The 22,791-nt window shown below is 53.9% G+C and carries 17 protein-coding genes (1 of these 17 running past the window's edge); 8 read left to right on the forward strand and 9 right to left on the reverse strand.

All coding sequences use genetic code 11. The annotated features are described in order from the left end of the window. The 4 genes in view from ACP158_RS02700 to ACP158_RS02715 are tightly spaced (at most 32 nt apart) and all read left to right on the forward strand, a layout consistent with a single transcriptional unit that may run on beyond the window. Positions 1 to 14,455: the final stretch of an immunoglobulin-like domain-containing protein gene (locus ACP158_RS02700; protein ID WP_424947447.1), read on the forward strand. It extends 17,570 nt beyond the left edge of the window; the window shows 14,455 of its 32,025 coding nt (coding positions 17,571-32,025); its start codon lies off the left edge, out of view; the stop codon is at positions 14,453 to 14,455. 32 nt (positions 14,456 to 14,487) lie between these two features. Beyond that, on the forward strand, positions 14,488 to 14,637 hold the full coding sequence (locus ACP158_RS02705) for a hypothetical protein (protein WP_424947448.1): 150 nt from the start codon (positions 14,488 to 14,490) through the stop codon (positions 14,635 to 14,637). Positions 14,638 to 14,655: 18 nt separating this feature from the next. Next, entirely contained in the window at positions 14,656 to 15,018 is a 363-nt protein-coding gene (locus tag ACP158_RS02710; protein WP_424947449.1) for a hypothetical protein, read from the forward strand. Next, on the forward strand, positions 14,999 to 15,304 hold the full coding sequence (locus ACP158_RS02715; RefSeq protein WP_424947450.1) for a hypothetical protein: 306 nt from the start codon (positions 14,999 to 15,001) through the stop codon (positions 15,302 to 15,304). The genes ACP158_RS02710 and ACP158_RS02715 overlap by 20 nt, the downstream gene beginning before the upstream one ends. 36 nt (positions 15,305 to 15,340) lie before the next feature. Here ACP158_RS02715 and ACP158_RS02720 read toward each other — a convergent pair whose 3' ends face one another. Continuing rightward, positions 15,341 to 15,658: a hypothetical protein gene (locus tag ACP158_RS02720; RefSeq protein WP_424947451.1), complete on the reverse strand. Its 318-nt coding sequence runs from the start codon at positions 15,656 to 15,658 to the stop codon at positions 15,341 to 15,343. A gap of 45 nt (positions 15,659 to 15,703) precedes the next feature. Between ACP158_RS02720 and ACP158_RS02725 the strand changes: the two genes are divergently transcribed. Both ACP158_RS02725 and ACP158_RS02730 read left to right on the forward strand, forming a co-directional pair. Next, a complete protein-coding gene (locus ACP158_RS02725) occupies positions 15,704 to 15,844 on the forward strand; it encodes a hypothetical protein (RefSeq protein ID WP_424947452.1) in 141 nt (46 codons plus the stop codon). Positions 15,845 to 15,866: 22 nt separating this feature from the next. Continuing rightward, on the forward strand, positions 15,867 to 16,997 hold the full coding sequence (locus ACP158_RS02730) for an AAA family ATPase (protein WP_424947453.1): 1,131 nt from the start codon (positions 15,867 to 15,869) through the stop codon (positions 16,995 to 16,997). 119 nt (positions 16,998 to 17,116) lie between these two features. Here ACP158_RS02730 and ACP158_RS02735 read toward each other — a convergent pair whose 3' ends face one another. Genes ACP158_RS02735 through ACP158_RS02745 form a run of 3 tightly spaced genes read right to left on the reverse strand, consistent with a single transcriptional unit; the run spans position 17,117 to position 18,738 of the window. Beyond that, entirely contained in the window at positions 17,117 to 17,290 is a 174-nt protein-coding gene (locus tag ACP158_RS02735) for a hypothetical protein (protein ID WP_424947454.1), read from the reverse strand. A 21-nt stretch (positions 17,291 to 17,311) separates the two neighbouring features. Continuing rightward, on the reverse strand, positions 17,312 to 17,539 hold the full coding sequence (locus tag ACP158_RS02740) for a hypothetical protein (protein WP_424947455.1): 228 nt from the start codon (positions 17,537 to 17,539) through the stop codon (positions 17,312 to 17,314). 23 nt (positions 17,540 to 17,562) lie between these two features. After that, entirely contained in the window at positions 17,563 to 18,738 is a 1,176-nt protein-coding gene (locus ACP158_RS02745; RefSeq protein ID WP_424947456.1) for an AAA family ATPase, read from the reverse strand. Between the two features lie 52 nt (positions 18,739 to 18,790). Between ACP158_RS02745 and ACP158_RS02750 the strand changes: the two genes are divergently transcribed. Both ACP158_RS02750 and ACP158_RS02755 read left to right on the forward strand, forming a co-directional pair. Continuing rightward, positions 18,791 to 19,081 carry a hypothetical protein gene (locus tag ACP158_RS02750; protein ID WP_424947457.1) on the forward strand — a complete coding sequence of 97 codons (291 nt, stop codon included), beginning with the start codon at positions 18,791 to 18,793 and terminating at the stop codon, positions 19,079 to 19,081. Between the two features lie 14 nt (positions 19,082 to 19,095). Then, the gene (locus ACP158_RS02755) at positions 19,096 to 19,311 is read left to right on the forward strand and encodes a hypothetical protein (RefSeq protein ID WP_424947458.1); all 216 of its coding nucleotides are present in this window, start codon (positions 19,096 to 19,098) and stop codon (positions 19,309 to 19,311) included. Positions 19,312 to 19,382: 71 nt separating this feature from the next. On the opposite strand, the gene ACP158_RS02760 is transcribed toward ACP158_RS02755, so the two are convergent. The 5 genes from ACP158_RS02760 to ACP158_RS02780 all read right to left on the reverse strand — a co-directional run bounded on the left by ACP158_RS02760 (position 19,383) and on the right by ACP158_RS02780 (position 22,762). Next, positions 19,383 to 20,558, reverse strand: a complete 1,176-nt coding sequence (locus ACP158_RS02760; protein ID WP_424947459.1) for an AAA family ATPase — start codon at positions 20,556 to 20,558, stop codon at positions 19,383 to 19,385. Between the two features lie 45 nt (positions 20,559 to 20,603). Further along, a complete protein-coding gene (locus ACP158_RS02765; RefSeq protein WP_424947460.1) occupies positions 20,604 to 20,744 on the reverse strand; it encodes a hypothetical protein in 141 nt (46 codons plus the stop codon). Positions 20,745 to 20,767: 23 nt separating this feature from the next. After that, positions 20,768 to 21,832: an AAA family ATPase gene (locus ACP158_RS02770; RefSeq protein ID WP_424948387.1), complete on the reverse strand. Its 1,065-nt coding sequence runs from the start codon at positions 21,830 to 21,832 to the stop codon at positions 20,768 to 20,770. 270 nt (positions 21,833 to 22,102) lie between these two features. Continuing rightward, positions 22,103 to 22,246, reverse strand: a complete 144-nt coding sequence (locus tag ACP158_RS02775; RefSeq protein WP_424947461.1) for a hypothetical protein — start codon at positions 22,244 to 22,246, stop codon at positions 22,103 to 22,105. Between the two features lie 27 nt (positions 22,247 to 22,273). Then, complete coding sequence (locus ACP158_RS02780) at positions 22,274 to 22,762, reverse strand: hypothetical protein (RefSeq protein WP_424947462.1); 489 nt, start codon at positions 22,760 to 22,762, stop codon at positions 22,274 to 22,276. Between the last annotated feature and the right edge of the window lie 29 nt (positions 22,763 to 22,791).

Raw genomic sequence — 22,791 nt, forward strand, 5'->3', positions numbered from 1 at the left:
AGATTTTGCCGAGAATGAGTCGGATCTTGAGGTGGCAACCTACACCGCCAACCTTGCCGCCGCAAGAACCCTCGACGATAACGATAAAGTGCTGAGCGGTGCGGATGCGGCATGGTTTGATTTGACCGGCGCTGGCGACGCTCTCATCTTGAGTTTCAAGGCTTCGCCGAACTATGAAGCCCCAACCGACGCCGACGCCGACACCAACGCAGACGGCGTCTATGAGGTCTCGCTGACCATCACCGACAGCGCAGGGGCGTCGTCAACCCGCGATGATATCCGCATCACGGTTACCGATGTGGCAGAGACGGGCAGCATCGGGCCCATCGCCGGCACCGTTCAGGTCGGGCAGGTATTGGCCGCCGGCGCGGTGACCGACCCGGATGCCGTCACCCAGAGCAACCAGGCTGGCACGGTTGCGGTTGCCGACATCACCTACGAATGGCAAAGTTCGCCGTCCGACAGTAACACCTACACCGCTATCAGCGGCGCGACCGATTCAACCTACCGACTGATAGACGCGGATGCAGGCAGGACCATTCAAGTCATCGCCACTTACGCTGACGCGCATGGCAGCCAATCTGTCACCAGCGCGCCGACCACCGACGCCGTGGCCACGGCCTCCGCTAATACGGCTCTGGCTACTTTGACCCTAATGGATAGTAACGGCGACACTGTGGCGTTGAATGAAACCGTCGCGCCCGCGACACTCGGTTATAGCGCGACTGTGCCAAGTGATACGACCGTGTTCACGGTCACCGCGACTGCTGCTGACGCCAATGCGGAAGTGGATGTTGACGGTTCAGGTGCCAATTCCAAGGCAATTACATTCAGCGCATCACTCGGAACTTATACTCTTCGCATCAAAATTACCGCCGAGGACACAACAACCGAAGCAACCTATACCCTCCACATCACCCGCGCCAAAGTCACCGTGAATGCCGGCGCGGATCAACCTGATGTGCTGGAAAACACGACTGTGAATCTGGATGGCACCATCACCAATCCTGGCACCGACCCGGTCATTTTATGGACGCACACCGGGACCAATGGCTCACTGCCGTCCACCCCGCTGACCATCACCGGTTCGGACACGGAGGATGCGAGTTTCACCACGCCTTATGTAACCGTCGACACCACCTTGACTTTTGAGTTGAGCGTGACCCTGTCCGGCGGCGAGCCCGTTACCGACACGGTGGACATCTTCATCCCCAATGTGGCGCAACCGCGCGCCATTGCCAGCGTTGCCGTCAACGTGGGCTCGCCCGCCCATAGCGCCTTCGCGGTGTCCTGGACGCAAGGACCCGGCACCGACAAAGACCCGACCACCGGCTTTGATGTGGAATATAAAGTGACCGGCGCGGACGACAACACCTACACGGCTACGGTTGTCGTGGTGACTGACGAGACCGCCGCCATCACCGGCTTGACGGCAGACACCGGCTACACTGTGCGCGTGCGCGCCAAAGCCGGCAGCGGCGCCACCGAAGAAGTGGCAGGCGATTATGTGACCAACACGGCAACGACCGCCGCTGACACAACAACAGCACCCGCCGCGCCGACCGGTTTGACGGCGGATGCGGGCGATACCACGGTCACGCTGACCTGGACGGCACCGAGCGCAACCGGCGGCGCGGCAATCACCGGCTATGAGGTTCGCCAAAGCACAACATCTGGAACTTATGACGATACCAATCCGTGGACAGCAATTCCAAACAGTGCCACCGCGACCGAATACACCGTGACCGGCTTGACCAACGACGACACCTACTATTTTGAGGTGCGCGCGGTGAACTCGGTGGGCGCGGGCGAAGCGTCAAGCGAAGCCACCGCCACGCCGACACCACCGACCAAACCGACTGTTGTGGCACCAACACCGCCGATAACGTTCGCCGAAAATGATACGGCAGAAGTGCACGCCTTCACTGCGACCGCGCTTGACGGCAACACCATTACCGGCTTCGCCCTCGGCGGAACCGGAGTGGATGAGAATCTCTTCGATCTTACCAGTGGCGGCGTCTTGACCTTCAAGATCCCGCCGAACTATGAGATGCCGACCGATGCCGGCGGCGACAATGGGTATGACATCACCATCACCGCCACCGACAGCGCGAGCCAGACCAGCGACCCGCTGGCGGTAACGGTAACGGTTACCAATGTGGAAGAGGGCAGCGGCACGGTAACCATCAGCGGCGTTGCTCAGGTAGGGAAGGTATTGACCGCCGGCAGAGTAACCGATGACCCGGATGGCTTCGTTTCTGTTCAGAAGCACCAATGGCAGAGGGTGGACAGCGACGGCACCACCGACATCGGCACTGACCAAGACACCTACACGCCGGTGGCAGCCGATGAAGGCAGGAACATTCAAGTCCATGTCACCTACACCGACGAGGAAGGCAGCGGTAAAGAAGCCACCAGCGCGCGCACCGTCGCCGTGATTTCCGAGGCGGCACGCCCCCCATTTACACTCACCGCAGGCGCAATCACTTCTACCAGCGTTGTGATTAACTGGAATCGTGAACCAGGGGGCACCGACCGCTATGAAGTGTATAGAGAGGATGTTAGACACGAAACTGTAAGCAACGAACGAGCCAGAACACACACTGATGTGCTGAGAGTGGAACCTGGAACAACCTACACTTATCGTATCGAAGCAGTTAACTCATTTTTTGACCGTATTGCCACATCTAATGATCTGACTATCACTACCCAGGCAGCGGATGCGACTCTGTCGGCTTTGACTCTTGCCGATAACAATGGTGCCGCGGTTGCTCTGGTGCCGGCGACCTTCGCGCCCGAAACCACGACTTACACCGCCAGCGTGGCGACTGAGGTGATCAGCATCAGGATTAGGCCGACCGTGACTGACTTCCCGACCAACCCGGATGACCCCGCCGCCACCGTGACTGTGGACGACACAGCGGTTGTCAGCGGCGCACTCAGTGACGCGATTGCCCTGGTTCCTGGCGATAACACCATCCTCATCAAGGTCGCCGCCGAGGACACCAGCGTTACAAAAACCTACACCCTCATCGTCACCCGCGCCGAACCGCCGACCAAACCGACTGTTGTGGCGCCAACACCACCGATAGAATTTGCCGAGAATGGCGAGGGAGAAGTGCACCCTTTCACCACGACCTTAACTGGCACCAGAACCATTGCCAGTTTCGCCCTCGGCGGAACCGATGCGACTGCCTTTTCCATCACTAACGCCGGCGTCTTGACCTTCAAGACCCCGCCGAACTTTGAGGCGCCGACCGATGACGACACCGGCAACAATTATGAAATCACCGTCACCGCCACCGACAGCGAGGGCGAGACCAGCGACGAGATTGCGGTAACGGTGACGGTTGCCAATGCGGAAGATGCCGGCAGCGTCAGTGCCATCAGCGGCACCGCGCAGGTCGGGCAGACCCTGACTGCCGGCACCGTGGTAACCGATGAGGATAGCGCGGGCACGATTGCCATCACCGGCCATCAATGGCAACGCGGGGATGCGGTGGGTGAAAACAATACCGACATAGGAGGCGAAACCAATTCAACCTACGATGTGGTGGTTGCTGATGAAGGCAACACCCTGCGCGTGGTGGTCTCTTATACCGATGATTTTGGCGGCAACGCCGACACCGCCACCAGCGCATCGACCGCAGTGGTTACGGCGGCACCGGACACCACGCCGCCGACCGTGGCAACCTTTGTCAACATCACCGACGTCGGTGTGATTGGCGCCGAACAGACGCACGACATCACCTTCTCCGAGGAAGTAACCGGTTTGGAAGTGGATGATTTCTCCGTTTCCACCAACATTGTGGCGTCCGGCGACCTCGTGGTGAATAGTGTGACCCCGGCCAGCGGCCCCAGCACCACCTACACCATCAGCATCACCCCGCGAGCGACAGCCTTCACCCTGACCCTTGCCGCCAATAGCGTGATGGACACCGCCGCCAGCCCGAATGATGGTCCCGCCAGCCCGGCGACCGCAACCGGCACGGCGACCGCGGACACCACGCCGCCAGTGCTTACCCTGCTCAGTGTTGTCGCCCCCGACGGGGTAAGATTTAGGGGTAATCTCTTGCTGAATAATGGCGATGAGGTCACGGTAACCCTGCAGTCAACCGAACCACTGGTGGAGGCATCTCTTGAGGACGCCGCCGAAATCTTCCACTCCAGCAATAGTAGGCTGTTTGAGGGGGATTTGGTGCTCGTCCCCAACTCCGACAACGAATATACGGTGACCTTTACGGTGGGTAGGACTAAAGCGGGCGCACTCCCCATAAGACTAACGATTACCGGCGCCCAAGATGCCGCTGGCAACGAGGCTGCGTTTGATCCTAATACCGACGATCCTCTGGTCATAGGGACCATTGATAACTTCGCGCCGAGGCTGATACTGGTGGGAAATGCTGCCATCTCCGTTGCCCACGGCGAAACTTACGACGACCGGGGCTTTACCATAGAGGGCAGTCAACCAGGGTCGACTAGCGACACTGTTCATCCGACGACCTTTACCCGTGACGGCATAGCGGTGGACGCAGTGGACACCAACACCGCCGGCACCTACCTCATCACCTACACCGTGACCGACAAAGCCGGCAATGCCGCTGACCCGCTGACCCGCACCGTCACCGTTGGCGAACCGACCACGAGCGTAACCCTTGCCTTTAGCGGGGTGCCCGCGCTCACCAGCGATAACTCGGTCGATAGTAGTTACGCCAGAGGCGGCGACACCCTGACCCTGGCTTTCGCGCTCAATCAGGCATTGGCAGCCACCCCAGCCGTTACCGTGACCATCGCCGGGCAGGATGCCACGGTGGCAAAAGGCGCGGGCAATGATTACACCGCAACCTACGAGGTGGTCGCGGATGATGTTGCCGACGGCGCGGTGATGTATGACATTGGCGCAATGGCAGCCGCCGGTGATGACACCAATATCCTTAACCCGGACCAGGCCACCAGTGCGATTACAATGGATGTAACCGCGCCGACCGTGACCCTCGGCCCCATTGCCGCAGGTGTGGTTGGCACGGCGGAGGATCACGCCATCACCTTCTCCGAGGAGGTGACCGGTTTGGCAGCGAGTGATTTCAGCGCCGACGATGGTGTCGATGTGGTGGTGAGCGGTGACGGCAATGCTTACACCCTCGCCCTCACCCCGACCGATGAGTCCTACACCCTGATCCTCTTCGCGGGCACAGTCACCGACCGGGCAGGCAATCCCGGTCCGGCCGCCATAGCGCGTGCAAATGGCACGGCAAACTATGCGCCGTCTGCCAATGCCGGAGCCGATGCTGATGCAGTTGCCGGCGCCGAAGTGACCCTGGACGGCTCTGCTACCAGCGATTCCAATGACAATATGCTGACTTACGCCTGGGTGCATACCTTGACCGATGACAGCGCGCCTGCGCCGACAGCGGTAATCGCCGTGACTAATGCGGATACCGCCACCCCGACCGCGACCTTCATCGCGCCGGCCACGGCCGGGGCTTATACCTTTGAACTGACCGTCACCGATGATGGCACGCCCCCGGCAAGCGGCACCGACACGGTAGTCATCACCGTGACCGCCCCGACCGTGACCAACACCGCGCCGGTTGCCGAAGCCGGGGACAATCAAGATGTGGAGACCAACGAGGAAGTAACCCTGGACGGCTCCGGCAGCAGCGACCCCGATGTGGGCGATACGCTGACTTACGCCTGGACGCATACCATGACCGATGGCAGCGCGCCCTCGCCGGCAATCACCTTGACCAATGCCGACACCGACAGCCCGACCTTCACGCCTACCGCGGCTGGGGCTTATATCTTTGAACTGACCGTCACCGATAATGCCGATTCCCCGGCAAGCGACACCGACACGGTAGTCATCACCGTGACCGAACCGGCCGTGCCCAACACCGAGCCGGTGATTACCAGAACCATTGGCGATGATGCGATAACGGTTGACGAGAATGTTGCGGCGGTGCATACCTACGCCGCGACCGATGCCGATGCCGCGGATACCGACATCACCTGGTCAGTCGGTGGCACGGATTCGAGTTTCTTCACGATTGATCCCACAAGCGGCGTATTGACCTTCAACGCACCGCTGCCGAACTATGAAGTGCCGACCGATGACGGTGGCAACCGTGTTTATGACATCATCATTATCGCCACCGATGGCGATAGTGGGGCAAGCGAATTGGCAGTAGCGGTAACGGTTGCCAATGCGGAAGAGGAGGGCACGGCAACCATCGCCGGCACCGTTCAGGTCGGGCAGGTATTGACCGCCAGCGCGACCGACCCGGATTTCGTCACCCAGAGCAACCCGAATGGCGATGTTACCGGCACCAATTATCGTTGGGAAAGCGAGCCAACGGAATTAGGCAGTACCGCCACCGACATCGCCAATGGCCCATCCGCTACCTATGTACTGAAGCCAGCCGATAGCGGCAAGACCATTAGAGTCGAGGTCACCTATGCCGAGGAAGGCCGCACCCAAAATGCCAGGAGCGACAAGACCACCCCCGTGCGTGCCGCGGACGCACCCGCGGTACCCGCCGCACCTGTACTTGTCGCAGGCACAACTACTGATACAAGCGTAGTGATTAGATGGACTGCAGTGGATGGCGCCACAGGATACGAGTTGTTTAGAGATGACGTTTCCGTGACCACAACTACCACTGAAACATCCTACACTGATGCTGGATTGACTCGCGGAACAGCGTATACATATCATGCCACAGCAACTAACGCTGTTGGGACAAGTGAAGACTCTGCTGATCTGGATGTAACTACAACTGGTGATGCCACAGTGCCAGTAATCATGGTTAATGAAGATTCATTCTCTGTTGAACTTGGAGCGGAATACACGCCATTTACCTATTCTGCCACTGATGATACTGATGGAGATGTCACAAGTGGGGTAGTTGTTGGTGGCGATACGGTTGATACCAGTGCGGTTGGAGCCTATGATGTTACCTTTGATGTGGATGATGCGACTGGAAATTCTGCAGTAACAGTAACCAGAACAGTTACCGTTACAGATACTACCCCACCAGTTATCGCAGTAGCAGGATCTAATGAAACAATTGAGTTAACTGCAACCAACACCTACATAGAACAAGGCGCTACGGTAACTGATAATGATCCGGCTTACTCTGGAGCAGTAGCAATTACAGGCGATACACCTGACACCAGTGTTATAGGAGTTTACACCGTAACCTATAATGCGCCGGATGATGCGGCAACTAACACACCTGATGAACAATCAATTGTAATTACTGTATCTGACACCACACCGCCAACCTTTGATGTTGATGGCAACACGGATGACTATACAACTACCGTATCCTTTGGCGGAACATACACCCCAGGTGTAATTGCCAATGCATTTGATCTCTCAGGAATTGCGTCTAGTGTAGTTGGCGGTCAAACAGTAAATGTCAACGCTCCTGGAGACTATGCCGTAACTTACACGGTAACTGACAGCAATGGACAAAGCGCAACCATCACTGAAACGGTAACAGTAGGACCTGACACCACCGCACCGGCGGTTCCTGCAATTACCACAGCACCGGCAACTGTCAATACACCATCAATCACGATTGCTGGTACGGCTGAGGCCGGGACAACTGTGAAACTATTCAATGGAGCAACATCCGCTGGCACAGAAACTGCTGATGGCTCAGGGAATTTCTCATTTGCAGCAGTTGCACTGTCTGAAGGCGCCAACTCATTTACCGCAACCGCATCTGATGGACCAAACACATCTGATGCATCACCCGCCGTAGTCATTATGCTTGACACCATAGCACCAGTCATCACAGTTAATCCTCTTACCGTTACACTACAAATTAATTCAGCACCACCTGTCTTACTTGAAGGAGTCGCAACTGATGATGGTTCTGCAGTGACTACAACGGGAACTGTTGATGTTGGCACACTAGGCGATTACATGATCACTTATGATTCCACTGATGGTACAAATACAGCTGCCTCGGTAACTAGAACATACAGAGTAACTGCTGCCCCAACTGCACCTGCCGCACCTGTACTTGTACAAGGAGCAGTCACTCCGACAAGCATTGTGATTGAATGGACTGCAGTGGATGGCGCCACAGGATACGAGTTGTTTAGAAATGACGTTTCCGTGACCACAACTACCACTGAAACAACCTACACTGATACTGGATTGACTCCTGAAACAGAGTATACATATCATGCCACAGCAACTAACGCTGCCGGGGCAAGTGAAGACTCTGCTGATCTGGATGTAACTACAACTGCAACACCTGTTGCTCCAACTGCACCTGCCGCACCTGTACTTGTACAAGGAGCAGTCACTCCGACAAGCATTGTGATTGAATGGACTGCAGTGGATGGCGCCACAGGATACGAGTTGTTTAGAAATGACGTTTCCATAATAACTACCACTGAAACAACCTACACTGATACTGGATTGACTCCTGAAACAGAGTATACATATCATGCCACAGCAACTAACGCTGCCGGGGCAAGTGAAGACTCTGCTGATCTGGATGTAACTACAACTGCAACACCTGTTGCCCCAACTCCACCGGCTACTCCCACACTTGTTCTCGTAGAAACTACTCCGACAACGATAACGCTCTCATGGGCTGCAGTGGATAATGCCGACAGTTATACCCTGACCAGAATTGTTGCAGGCGAAGATGATGTAACAGTGGCAACAACCACTGCATTGACTGCCACTGATGAGAACTTGGAACCTGCAACCGAGTATAAGTATGTCATTACCGCGACAGTTGGGGGCAGAACAAGTGCTAATTCCAACGAGGTTGCTGCCACTACCTTGCCCGCGCCAACTGCACCCGACGCACCGGTACTTACCGCAGGAACAACTACTACATCAACTATAGTGCTTGAATGGACTGCGGTGACTAATGCCGACAGTTATACCCTGACCCGAGTTGTTGCAGGCGAAGATGATGTTGAAGTGGCAACAACCACTGCACTGACTGCCACTGATGAGAACTTGGAACCTGCAACCGAGTATAAGTATGTCATTACCGCGACAGTTGGGAGCAGAACAAGTGCTAATTCCAACGAGGTTGCTGCCACTACTGCACCCGACGCACCGGTACTTACCGCAGGAACAACTACGGTATCAACTATAGTGCTTGAATGGACTGCAGTGACTAATGCCGATAGTTACACCCTGACCAGAATTGTTGCGGACGGGCCTAATGTAACAGTGCCAACAACCACTGCATTGACTGCCACTGATACTGGCTTGACTGCTGCAACCGAGTATAAGTATGTCATTACCGCGACAGTTGGGAGCAGAACAAGTGCTAATTCCAACGAGGTTGCTGAAAGGACTGATGCTGCCTCAACTGCACCCGCCGCACCCACACTCATTCTCGGAGCAGTCACTTCGACAAGTGTTGTGATTACATGGACTGCAGTGGATGGCACCGCGGTCTATTACTTGTATAGATCTGATAAAACCGACTTCATAGCAAGGGTTTTTCACGCTACTCTGGGTGGTGATTTACCAGCATACACTGATACGGACGTGACTCCTGGAACAACTTACACTTATCACGCCATATCAGTTAACGATGCTTCCGAGCAAAGTAACCCATCCGCTGTGTTGGTTGTAACTACCCCACCTGTACTTGTCGCAGGAACAATTACTGATACAAGCATAACGCTCTCATGGGGTGCAGTGGATAATGCCGATAGTTACACCCTGACCAGAATTGTTGCGGGCGGTGCTGATGTAACAGTGCCAACAACCACTGCATTGACTGCCACTGATACTGGCTTGACTGCTGAAACAGAGTATAGGTATGTCATTACCGCGACAGTGGGGAGCAGAACAACTGCTAATTCCAACGAGGTTGCTGCCACTACCTTGACTACACCAATTGAAGCACCTGCCGCACCTGTACTTGTACAAGGAGCAGTCACTCCGACCAGCATTGTGATTCAATGGACTGCAGTGGATGGCGCCACAGGATACGAGTTGTTTAGAGATGGCGTTTCCATAACAACTACTACCACTGAAACATCCTACATTGATACTGGATTGACTGCCGGAACAGCGTATACATATCACGCCACAGCAACTAACGCTGTTGGGACAAGTGACAACTCTGCTGATCTGGATGTAACTACCACTACTACGGCTGATGATGTTACCCTACCAGTAATCGCAGTTGTTGAAGATTCATTCTCTGTTGAACTTGGAGCGGAATACACGCCATTTACCTTTACTGCCACTGATGATGCTGATGGAGATATCACAAGTGGTGTAGTTGTTGGTGGCGATACGGTTAATACCAGTGCGGTTGGAGCCTATGATGTTACCTTTGATGTGGATGATGCGACTGGAAATTCTGCAGTAACAGTAACCAGAACAGTTACCGTTACAGATACTACCCCACCAGTTATCGCAGTAGCAGGAGCCAGTGAAACAATAGAGTTAACTGCAACCAACACTTACACTGAACTTGGCGCTACGGTAACTGATAATGACCCGGCTTACTCTGGAGCAGTAGCAATTACAGGCGATACACCTGACACCAGTGTTATAGGAGTTTACGCCGTAACCTATAATGCGCCGGATGATGCGGCAGGTAACACACCAGACCAACAATCAATTGTAATTACTGTAGAGGACACCACAGCACCGGCAGTTCCTGCAATTACCACAGCATCGGCAACTGTTGGTTCATCACCAATCACGATTGAGGGCACGGCTGAGGCCGCAGCGACTGTAGCACTATTCAATGGAGCAACCTCAGCGGGTACAACAACTGCTGATGGCTCAGGGAATTTCTCATTTGCAGCAGTTGCACTATCTGAAGGTGACAACACCTTCACCGCAACGGCTACGGATGTAGCAGGTAATGAATCTGGTGCGTCATCAGAATTAGTCATTACCCTTGACACCACAGTGCCAGTCATCACAGTTGTTCCTTCTACCGTTACACTACAAATTGATTCAGCACCACCTAACTTACTTGATGGAGTCACAACTGATGACGGTTCTGCAGTGACTACAACGGGAACTGTTGATGTTGGCACACTAGACGATTACATAATCACTTATGATTCTGTAGATGCATCAGGCAATGCGGCTACCTCGGTAACTAGAACATACACAGTAACGGATGTACCTGACACCTTCGCGCCGACGGTGACCCTCGGCACCATTACCGCAGGTGTGATTGGCACGCCGCAGGATCACGGCATCACCTTCAACGAGGCGGTAACCGGTTTGGTGGTGGATGCTTTCTCCACTTCCACCTTTGTCACGGTGAATAGCGTGAGCGGTAGCGGTGCCGCCTACACCATCAACTTCACCCCGACCGCGGCAACCTTCAGCCTGATCCTTGCCGCGGACAGCGTGATGGACACCGCGACCACCCCGAACCCAGGCCCCGAGAGCGCGGCGAGCGTGAACGGCACGGCGACGGCGGCAGCGGCTAACACCGCGCCGGTAGTCAGTGGCAATGCAGCACCGAATTATGCCGAGAACGCCGACGCAGCAGTGGAGACCTACACCGCGACCGATGCCGAGAGCAACGCCTTCACCTGGTCAGTCACTGGCGCGGATGCGAGTTTCTTTGCGATTGATGCGGATGGCGTATTGACTTTCAACGCCTCGCCGGACTTTGAAGACCGCGCGACCTACTCGATCACCATTACCGCCACCGAAACCGATGGTGTCCCAAGCAACCTGCCAAGCGAACCGCTGACGGTAACGGTGACGGTTACCAATGTGGATGAAGACGGAAGCATCAGTGCCATCAGCGGCACCGCTCAGGTTGGCGTGGAATTGACCGCCGGCACGGTAACCGACCCGGATGGCGCGGTTACCGGCATCACCTATCAATGGCAAAGTGCAGCGTCCGGCGGTACCTACACCACCATCAGCGGCGCGGGCACCACTTCAACCTACACGCCGGATGCCGATGATGCAGGCAAGACCATTCAAGTCATCGCCACTTACACCGACGGTGAGGATAGCGGCAAAACCGCCACCAGCGCGCCGACCGCCGCCGTGCTTGCCGCGGGCGTGACCCCGCCCACGGACACCACCGCGCCGACGGTTGTCCCCGGCACCATTACCGAAGGCGAGATAAACAAAGTGCTGACACACACCATCACCTTCTCCGAAGAGGTGACCGATTTGGCAGTGGATGATTTCTCCACTTCCACTGGTGTCGAGGTGACTGGCGTAACCGGTAGCGGCAACACCTACACCATCACCTACATCCCGACTGCGCCAACCTTCATCCTGACCCTTGGACAGGATAGCGTGACCGACCTCAACGACAACACCGGTCCCGCGACAGAAGAGAACGTGCCCGGCACTGCGAACGCGGACACCACCGCGCCGCAGGTGCCGAACGACGACGTTGCCCCCCCCGATGCTATGATTAACACCGAGCAGACACTCGTCCTCACCTTTGACGAGCCGGTGATTGGTTTGGAACCGGAAGATTTCGTTGATTCCACCGGTGTCACGGTGACTGGCGTGACCCCTGCGGATGATAGTGTGAGTGTGATCCGTAACGGTGACGTTCACGATACCACTTACATCATCACCCACACCCCGACTGCGCCAGAATACGAGGTAATCCTTCGCCCGGGTAGCGTGGATGACATCGCCGGCACCCCGAATGAAATGGTAACCGTGTCCGGCACTGCGAACGCGGACACCACGCCGCCGACGGTGGTAACCTTTGACAACATCACCGACGTCGGTGTGATTGACACCGAACAGATGCACGACATTACCTTCTCCGAGGCGGTTACCGGTTTGGAAGCGAGTGACTTCTCCGCCATTGATGCCACGGTGACTAATGTGACCGACTCCGGCGACCAAACCACCTACACCATCACCTTCACCCCGAACGCGGCAACCTTCAGCCTGACCCTTGCCGCGGACAGCGTGATGGACCTTGCCACCATCCCGAATGATGGCCCCGCCAGCCCGGCGACCGCGGACGGCACGGTGGCACCGGCTGATACCGAAGAGGATGAAGCGATCGCCGAAGTGATTTTGTCGGAAGTTGCGCGCGCAATAGCCGACCAGAACATCAGCGCCATCGCCGGGCGAGTGGAACGCGCACGCACGCAACAAAATAGCGCAAGCAGTTTCAACTTCGCCGGGCAGCAGATGTCGCTTGGCAGGAATGGCAATGACGACCAAACCATGTCCTCCACCCTGGCAAGCCTGATGAACACCCACGCGTCGTCAATGGAGGAGGGCACGCTGGATATGAAAACCCTGCTCGGCAACTCGGCGTTTGCGCTGCCGTTGAACGCCACCGATGGCACTGGCACCGGCACAGGTGGCATAACCTTCTGGGGCTCCGGCGACTACCGCAACTTCGGCGGCGAGGATGAAGACCTGGCACTGGATTGGGACGGCGACATGTTCAGCATACATCTCGGTCTGGACACGCGCATCACCGCCGAAGCCATCGGCGGCGTGGCGCTATCGCGGAACGAAGGCGAACTGGAAACCGACAACAACGGCGCCTACGACATCAGCATGACCAGCATCAATCCCTACCTCGGCTGGAGCAATGCGCGCGGCGAAGTGTGGATGACCGCCGGCTACGGCAAAGGCGAACTGGATTCGGACAACGGCACCGGCACATTCAGCGATGACCTGTCCATGAATACCTTTGCCATTGGCGGCAACGGCATCGTATTGCAACGCGGCGCCAACACCCTGCGATTGAAAGGCGAAGTCACGCAAAGCACGCTGGAAGTGGACGAAAGCAATAGCATTTTTGGTGGACGGCAAGTGGATGTCAACCGCGCGCGCGTGAGTTTGGAATCCACCAACAGCATCGCACTGGTCAACGGCGCGCGCACCGAACGAAGCGTCGAATTGGGCATACGCCATGACGGCGGCGATGGCGCCACCGGCACCGGCGCCGAACTCGGCTTCGGCATATCCCTTGTCAACGCCAGCGGCTTCAGCGTCGAAGGCAAAGCCCGCGTGCTGTTGCTCGGACACGACGGCGATGCCAATGAATGGGGAGTCAGCGGCACCATCAAACAGACCGCCGGCGCCGACGGCCAAGGCTGGTCATTCGCCCTCAGCCCCGGTTACGGCGATGACGCCAGCGACATCCAGCACCTGTGGCAAGATGGCTTACGCGATGCCAACGGCAACGCCACCGGCGCTGACACCGCCGCAGATGACGCTCGCGATTATGCCGCACGACTGGACGCACGGATCGGTTATGGCATCTCTGCTGGCACGGCACCCTGGCTCGGCAGCGGCACCGCCCCCGGCCTGCTAACGCCATACACCGCAATGACCCTAAGCAACGACAGCAACCGCTACCGCCTAGGCATCCAATGGAAACTCGGCAACCGCCTCGACCTGGATCTCGTAGGCGAACACCGTGACGCGGATGCGGATAACGATGCCATTCTGCTGAAAGGCGAGTTGAGGTTTTAGGGCGACCACGCCGCAAATGAGTCACGCTACGCGTGACGACACTTCAACTCGTCATTGCCCGGCTTGTTCCGGGCACCCCGTCATTGCCCGGCTTGTTCCGGGCAATCCAGTTATTAAACCGTTCGGCGCAGCCGAACTCCTTATATCGCGGCTTCGCCGCAAACGAGTCACGCTACGCGTGACAACACTTCAACCCGTCATTGCCTCCCCACCCCGTCATTGCCCGGCTTGTTCCGGGCAATCCAGTTATTAAACCGTTCGGCGCAGCCGAACTCCTTATATCGCGGCTTCGCCGCAAACGAGTCACGCTACGCATGACGACCCCCCAACCCGTCATTGCCCGGCTTGTTCCGGGCAATCCAGTAAATAATTGTCACGCGCAGCGTGACTCCTTTTCCTCGGTTACTTTGTCCTCTCAAAAGGACTCATCGCCTTCCGATTCACCATTACCCCCCAACCCGTCATTGCCCGGCTTGCTCCGGGCAATCCAGTTATTAAACCGTTCGGCGCAGCCGAACTCCTTATATCGCGGCTACGCCGCAAATGAGTCACGCTACGCGTGACATCACTAATAGTCCGGCAAAGCCGGACAACACTAAAAAGCCCGGCCATGCCAGACTTTTTTTCTCGGTTACTTTAGGCTTTTCAAAAGAAATCATCTTCACCATTACCCCCCCCAACTCGTCATTGCCCGGCTTGTTCCGGGCAATCCAGTTAAATATCTGTCACGCGCAGCGTGACTCCTTTTCCTCGGTTACTTTGTCCTCTCAAAAGAACTCATCGCCTTCCGATTCACCATTACCCCCCCCAACCCGTCATTGCCCGGCTTGTTCCGGGCAATCCAGTTAAATATCTGTCACGCGCAGCGTGACTCCTTTTCCTCGGTTACTTTGTCCTCTCAAAAGAACTCATCGCCTTCCGATTCACCATTGACCCCTCCCAACCCGTCATTCTCGCATCAAACGGCGCGGCATCAAAGCAAAGGAGTTCGGCTACGCCGAACGGTTTAATAACTGGATTGCCCGGCCAATAATAATATGGGCCGGGCAATGACGGACTGGGGAGACAATGGTGAATTGAGAGGACAAAGGCGCGTTGAGACGACAATGGCACATTGAGAATAAGGAGTTCGGCTACGCCGAACTCCTTATTCCCACGGCTACGCCGCAAATGAGTCCGGCTGCGCCGGACGACATATTTCAACTGGATTCCCGCCTGCGGCGAGAATGACGAATTAAAGAGTCGTCATTGCCCGGCCCATATTATCATTGGCCGGGCAATCCAGAGCGGCGTAGCCGCCAGCGTGACACATCCGCACCGCAGCACGACGACGAAAAGACAAGCGCAATTAACACGCCGCCGCAAATTTATGTATATAATTCCTATTAGAGTAGTAAATGAGAAATCCACCATGACATCGATCAAAGATTTGAATCCGTTTAGGCCAGGTAATGGGCAATCCCCGCCTTATCTGGCAGGCCGGGAAAATGAGCAGGGTCGGCTCAAGAAGATATTGGCTGAATTGTCTGCCGGAAGGCCGCCTGCCGCCGACACAGTTATGTATGGCCCGCGGGGTATGGGGAAAACAGTATTACTACACTGGTTCGAAAATGAAGCCAAAAAGGGCGGCACGAAGGATAATCCCATACGCACAAGTTGGACGACTCCCAATAAATTAACATCCCCAGCGGATCTATGGAGTTACTTGTTGTCTCAGGATTGGAAGAAGCGTTTGAAGCCTAATCAGTGGATTGCCAAATTTGCTCTGCTGTCTGCTACTTGGGAATCAAGGAGCGCGGCCAATCAAGCACTGGTGAGCGCTCTGACCAATGAATGTAAAAAGAGTCCCTTGATATTTCTGATGGATGAAGCGCATACCATGGATGCGGGCTTGTGCAATGGTTTGTTAAACCTGAGCCAGGAGATACGAAACGAAGTGCCCTTTTTGTTGGTCCTCGCCGGCACCCCCGGTTTGCGACATTTCCTGTCCACGGTGAACGCCAGTTTTGTTGAGCGTTCCAATAAGATTGGCATTGGCCGCCTGGATGCACAATCTACTGCGGATGCCATCGTAAAACCGTTAAATGAACATGGCATAAAAATAGATGACAGCACCCTTGCACCGGTCGTTGAAGACAGCCAGCATTATCCGTATTTCATTCAACTTTGGGGCGAAGCCCTTTGGGACTTGGCAAAGGAAAAAGAATTGCAAACATTGACTTCTCAGGAAGTCACCACGGCAAAGACAAGAGTTGAGGGCGTCCGGCTGGGCTTTTATGGAGAACGCCGCCTGAGATTGAAAGATGATGGATTATTAAAAGTCGCTACAGATTGTGCGGCAATATTTGAAGGTCAGTCAAGATTTAAAGAAGCAGACCTCGAAAAAGCCATCAAAGATTCATTGCCAGACAATCAATCAGACGAGCCACATGAATCGCAGGTTTTGAGGGACTTGGCTCGCCATGAGTTTATTTGGAATCCGCCGGGGACGGGTTTATACGAGCCAGGCATCCCCAGTCTGATGACTTATATACTGGATTAGTAGCGAGAGCATATTCAAGAGGCATCACCGGCAGCATCAAAATCGAATCAGGATGCCCTTACTAAAGGTCGTAATGACGATCCTGGTTTCGGACGTTGATTTATGGGAATTATGCTTAATTACCAATGGTTAAACATGTAGATAATTCCCCAAAAAAAAATCATTCTCGCCCGATTCACCATTGCCTCCCAATCCGTCATTGCCCGGCCAATAATAATATGGGCCGGGCAATCCAGTGGATAATTGTCACGCGCAGCGTGACTCCTTATTCTCGGTTGCTTTTGGCGTCTCAAAAGGAATCATCGCCTTCCGATTCACCATTGACCCCTCACCCCGTCATTCTCGCCGCAGGCGGGAATCCAGTTAAAATATGTCGTCCGGCGTAGCCGGACTCCTTTTATCGCGGCTCCGCCGAACAACACGCTTTTCGTCTCGTCATTCCAACTCGAAAAACCGGCGGCTTCGCCGCCGAAATGATAGCGGCTAACGCCGCTGAATTTAATAACTGGATTGCCCGGCCAATAATAATATGGGCCGGGCAATGACGGGGTGAGGACGTTAGTCGCTAGGCGAGAGATGCCGGCGATACTTTTTGCACATGCTCGCGTTGCCGGTCCAAGACATATCTCATCAAACTCGGAATGCCCGCCTCAAATAATATTGAATCTGGTGGATTCCAAATAAATTCATGGCGAATAAGCGTTTGCAGATGTTCATTAACCGACTGTGTAGCCAGTGAATCAGCAGGTAAATTATCTGCAATGATCTCTTTGAGCCTATCCCTTGTGGTTGTTTCCGTGTTTTGAAATACTGCCGCAATAGCAACAGCCGCCGGCAGCAGTTCAAGGTCGTCTAATGTTGCTCTGCGTTGTTCATAAAAGTTTGACCGGCGGTTCTCAACCTTTGTTTCTGCTTCGGTAATTTCTTCAGAAGTCAGTTTTTGCAGTTCTTTTTGCTTTGCCAGATCCCACAAAGATTCGCCCCAAAGTTGAATGAAGTAAGGATAGTGCTGGCTGTCTTCCACTACTCGTTCTAGATCATCAGCGTCTATTTCTATGCCATGCTCATTTAACGGCTTTACGATGGCATCCGCAGTAGCCTGCGCATCTAATCGTGCAATGCCAATTACATTGGAACGCTCAATAAAACTTGCGTTCACCGTGGACAAGAAATGTCTCAGGCCAGGGGTGCCGGCGAGAACCAGCAAAAAGGGTGCATTTTGCCGCGCTTGTTGGCTTATATTCAGCAGGGCCTGGCAGAAAGCAGGCTCCATAGTGTGTGCTTCATCCATCAACAGCACCACTGGACGCTCTTTACATTCTTCAATCAAGGCACTGACTAAATCGTCGTCGTCGGGAGCTTTTGAATTCCACACGATTTTGTTTCCACCTGCTCCTAATTCGATTTGATTGGGCCAGAGTTTCTCCTTCCAGTCATCAGAGATCAATTTGTTCCAGAGAGACTTTAAAGATGGAAAAATTGTCGGGGTAGATTGGACTGTCCGCAAGGGACGATTGTGTTTCGCGGTTTTTTCAACTTCATCTACGAGCCAATTCAGCAGCACTGTTTTTCCCATCCCCCTGGGCCCATACATAACCATGTTGGCAGCGGGTGGTCGTCCGGCAGATATTTCTGCCAATATTTTTCTAAGCCGACCCTGCTCGCTTTCCCGTCCGGCCAGATAAGGCGGGCGTTGCCCATCACCGGGCCTAAACGGATTCAAACCTTCAATCTGTGTCATAACCAACGTCTCATTCGCTATTTAATAGGTTATCAGAACAACCAACTAACTCTTGCAGTGTATACTCTTTTTTATGGAATTTCGGCGGTTTTTCCCGCCTGCCGGCGAGGATGATGGCAGGGATGTCATTGTCCAATTCGCCCCAACTCGTCATTGCCCGGCCCATATTATTATTGGCCGGGCAATCCAGTGGAATATGTCGTCCGGCGTAGCCGGACTCCTTTTATCGCGGCTTCGCCGCATAATGAGTCACGCTACGCGTGACAGATATTTAACTGGATTCCCGCCTTCGGCGAGAATGACGGTAGGGAGGGCGGTTTTTCCCGCCTGCCGGCGAGGATGATGGCAGGGATGTCATTGTCCAATTCGCCCCCAACTCGTCATTGCCCGGCCCATATTATTATTGGCCGGGCAATCCAGTGGAATATGTCGTCCGGCGTAGCCGGACTCCTTTTATCGCGGCTTCGCCGCATAATGAGTCACGCTACGCGTGACAGATATTTAACTGGATTCCCGCCTTCGGCGAGAATGACGGTAGGGAGGGCGGTTTTTCCCGCCTGCCGGCGAGAATGACAAATAAGGGTCGTCATTGCCCGGCCAATAATAATATGGGCCGGGCAATGACGGGGTGAGAACGTTAGTCGCTAGGCGAGAGATGCCGGCGATACTTTTTGCACATGCTCTCGTTGTTTATCGAGTACATATCTCATCAAACTGGGGATAGCAGCCTCATATAAATCTGCTCCGGGCGGTTGCCAAATAAATTCATTCAGAATCAGTCCCCTTAAAGCCTCTGCTTGATGTCGTTCGTCTAATTTATTCTCCGGCAAAAAATCTTTAATAACCCTTTCAATGTATTTACCTTCAAATCTGGTTTGATTTTGGAAAATTACCGCACAATTCACAGCAAGTTCTAATAATTCATCCTTTTTCAAATCCTCGCGCCGATCACTATAAAAGTTCTGTCGCACTCCCTCAACTTGTGGCTTTACTATTGTGACTTCTTGACCTGTCAATTTTTGCAGGTTGTTTTTCTTCGCTAAATTCCACAATGCCTCACCCCAAAGTTGGATGAAGTATGGATAGCATTGGCTGTCTTCCACGACTTGTTTTAATGCGCCCGCGCCTATTTTTATACCCTCTTCGTTTAACGGTTTTACAATAGCGTCCGCGGCACTCTGTTCATCTAATCGTGCAATGCCCATTTTCTTGGGACGTTCAGCAAAACTAGCCCCCACTGTGGTCAGGAAATGTGATAAGCCAGGGGTGCCGGCAAGCACTAGCAAAAATGGTGCCTTTTTTCTTACCTTCTGGCTTATATTTAACAAAACACGACACAGCCCCGCGTCCATGGTGTGTGCTTCATCCATTAAAAACACCAAGGGTTGTTTTTTACATTCCTTGACCAAAGTATTCACTAATGCCGGACTTGCCGCTGCTTTTGACTCCCAAGTAGCAGAAATTATTGGTAATTTCGCCATCCAGTGACTAGGTTTTAAGCGTTTTTTCCAGTCCATGGATAGCAAGCAATTCCACATGTCTATTGGTTCTTTTAATTCATCCGGAGTCGTCGCGCTTGTACGTATAGAATTATCATTTGTTCCGCCCTTTTCGGCTTCATCTACGAGCCAATTCAGCAGCACGGTTTTTCCCATGCCGCGGGGGCCGTACATGACCATATCTGTGGCAGGCGACCTTCCGGCAGCCATTTCTGCCAATATCTGTCTGAGCCGACCCTGCTCGCTTTCCCGACCTGCCAGATAAGGCGGGCTTTGCCCAGTCCCTGGCCTAAATGGATTAAAATCACCAATCTGTGTCATAACCAACGCCTCATTCGCTATTTAATAGGTTATCAGAACAACCAACTAACTCTTGCAGTGTATACTCTTTTTTATGGAATTTCGGCGATTTTTTGCGCCTGCCGGCGAGGATGACGGCAGGGATGTCATTGTCCAATTCGCCCCCAACTCGTCATTGCCCGGCCAATAATAATATGGGCCGGGCAATGACGGGGTGAGGACGTTAGTCGCTAGGCGAGAGATGCCGGCGATACTTTTTGCACATGCTCGCGTTGCCGGTCCAGGACATATTTCATCAAACTCGGGATGCCCGCCTCGAATAATATTGAATCTGGTGGATTCCAAATAAATTCATGGCGAATAAACGTTTGCAGATGCTCATTAACTGACTGTGTAGCCAGTGAATCGTCAGGTAAATTATCTGCAATGATCTCTTTGAGATAATCCCTTGTGGTTGTTTCCGTGTCTTGGAATACTGCCGCAATAGCAACAGCCGCCGGCAGCAGTTCAAGGTCGTCTAATGTTGCTCTGCGTTGTTCATAAAAGTTTGACCGGCGGTTCTCAACCTTTGTTTCTGCTTCGGCAATTTCTTGAGAAGTCAGTTTTTGCAGGTCTTTTTGCTTTGCCAAATCCCAAAGAGCCGCGCCCCAAAGTTGAATGAAGTAAGGGTAGTGCTGGCTGTCTTCAACGACCGGCGCAAGGGTGCTGTCGTCTATATTTATGCCATGTTCGTTTAACGGCTTTACAATGGCGTCCGCAGTGGCTTGCGCATCTAATCGTGCAATGCCCATTTTCGTGGAACGTTCAACAAAACTAGCCCCCACTGTCTTCAAGAAGTGTGCCAAGCCAGGAGTACCGGCGAGAACCAGCAAAAAGGGGGCTTCGTTTTGTACAGTCTGACTTACGTTTAATAAACCACGACATTGACCTGATTCCATTTGATGTGCTTCATCCATCAGAAATACCAAAGGACTTTTTTTACATTCAGAAATCAAATCATTTATCAGGGCTTGGTTAGAGACACCTTTTCTCGTCCAAGTGCCAGATAATGCCCCAAATCCAAATTTTGTTTCATCCGGTTTTAAATTTTTCTTCCAATCACTGGACATTAGGCAACTCCACATGTCCGCCGGAGATGCTAATTGATCGGGGGTCGTCCAACTTGTGCGTATGGGATTATCCACCGTGCCAGATTTTTTTGCCTCATTTTTTAACCAATTTAATAGTACTGTCTTACCCATGCCGCGTGGGCCATACATCACTATGTCGGCGGCAGGAGAATCTCCATCAGCCATATCTGCCAATATCTCCCTGAGCCGATTCTGCTCATTTTCCCGACCTGCCAGATAAGGCGGGGTTGCTCCTCTACCTGGCTTGAACGGATTTCGTGTTCTTGTGGGTGTCATGATGGCCTCCTCATTCGCCATCCAATGCTCAATCGAGCAACTGGCTCTTCTGCATAGTATACTCTTTTTTATGGAATTTCGGCGATTTTTTGCGCGTATCATCCCTGATACGCGCCCTTCGGGCTCGCTCCGGGCAATCCAGTTATTAAACCAGCGGCGTTAGCCGCTATCCTTAAATGGCGGCGAAGCCGCCGCCATTTGCGCGGCTACGCCGCGTCTGGATTCCCGCCTGCCGGCGAGAATGACGAATGGTAGGTAATAGTGGATTGAAAGGACAAAGGCGTTTTGAGAAGACAGTGGCAATCAAGAAAAAGTCCGGCGTAGCCGGACTCATTTGAATACTTGGAGGATAGTGGTCATAGCAGCGAGTCCGGTGAAAAGCATAAACCCGAGACGGATGGACAAGTCCTTTTTAAGGAGTTCCATGTCAGCCTTGGTGGCATTGCCAAGAGATTCTATCTCAGACCGAACGGCTCTGAACTCAGCCATGGTGGCATTGCCAAGAGATTCTATCTCAGACCGAACGGCTCTGAACTCAGCCATGGTGGCATTGCCAAGAGATTCTATCTCAGACCGAATGGCTCTGAACTCAGACTTGGTGGCATTGCGGTGAAATTTCAAATCAGTCCGAACCGCCACGATGTCAGCCTTGACCGCCACGATGTCAGCCTTGACCGCCACGATGTCAGCCTTGGTGGCTACCTGTTCGCTAATGGCGGTGCTGATGGTGGTTACCACGACTTCGGCCAGTTCCTCTTTGGCTCCGGCACCCTTGAGGTCTTTGAAGGCTTGATGGGTGTCAAATGCTAACGATGTCATATCCTTACTCCTTGGATTGGAAAAAAATG

It is taken from the genome of Candidatus Spongiihabitans sp. (assembly GCF_965247905.1).
In the GTDB taxonomy this organism is placed as follows: domain Bacteria; phylum Pseudomonadota; class Gammaproteobacteria; order Arenicellales; family Poriferihabitantaceae; genus Spongiihabitans.

Bases quoted from the DNA above. Each gene is read 5' to 3' on its own strand.
- ACP158_RS02780 (WP_424947462.1), bottom strand. From the start codon at position 22,762: ATGACATCGTTAGCATTTGACACCCATCAAGCCTTCAAAGACCTCAAG.
- ACP158_RS02770 (WP_424948387.1), bottom strand. From the start codon at position 21,832: ATGGCTGATGGAGATTCTCCTGCCGCCGACATAGTGATGTATGGCCCA.
- ACP158_RS02715 (WP_424947450.1), top strand. From the start codon at position 14,999: ATGAGTCACGCTACGCGTGACATCACTAATAGTCCGGCAAAGCCGGAC.
- ACP158_RS02760 (WP_424947459.1), bottom strand. From the start codon at position 20,558: ATGACACAGATTGGTGATTTTAATCCATTTAGGCCAGGGACTGGGCAA.
- ACP158_RS02730 (WP_424947453.1), top strand. From the start codon at position 15,867: ATGACATCGATCAAAGATTTGAATCCGTTTAGGCCAGGTAATGGGCAA.
- ACP158_RS02745 (WP_424947456.1), bottom strand. From the start codon at position 18,738: ATGACACAGATTGAAGGTTTGAATCCGTTTAGGCCCGGTGATGGGCAA.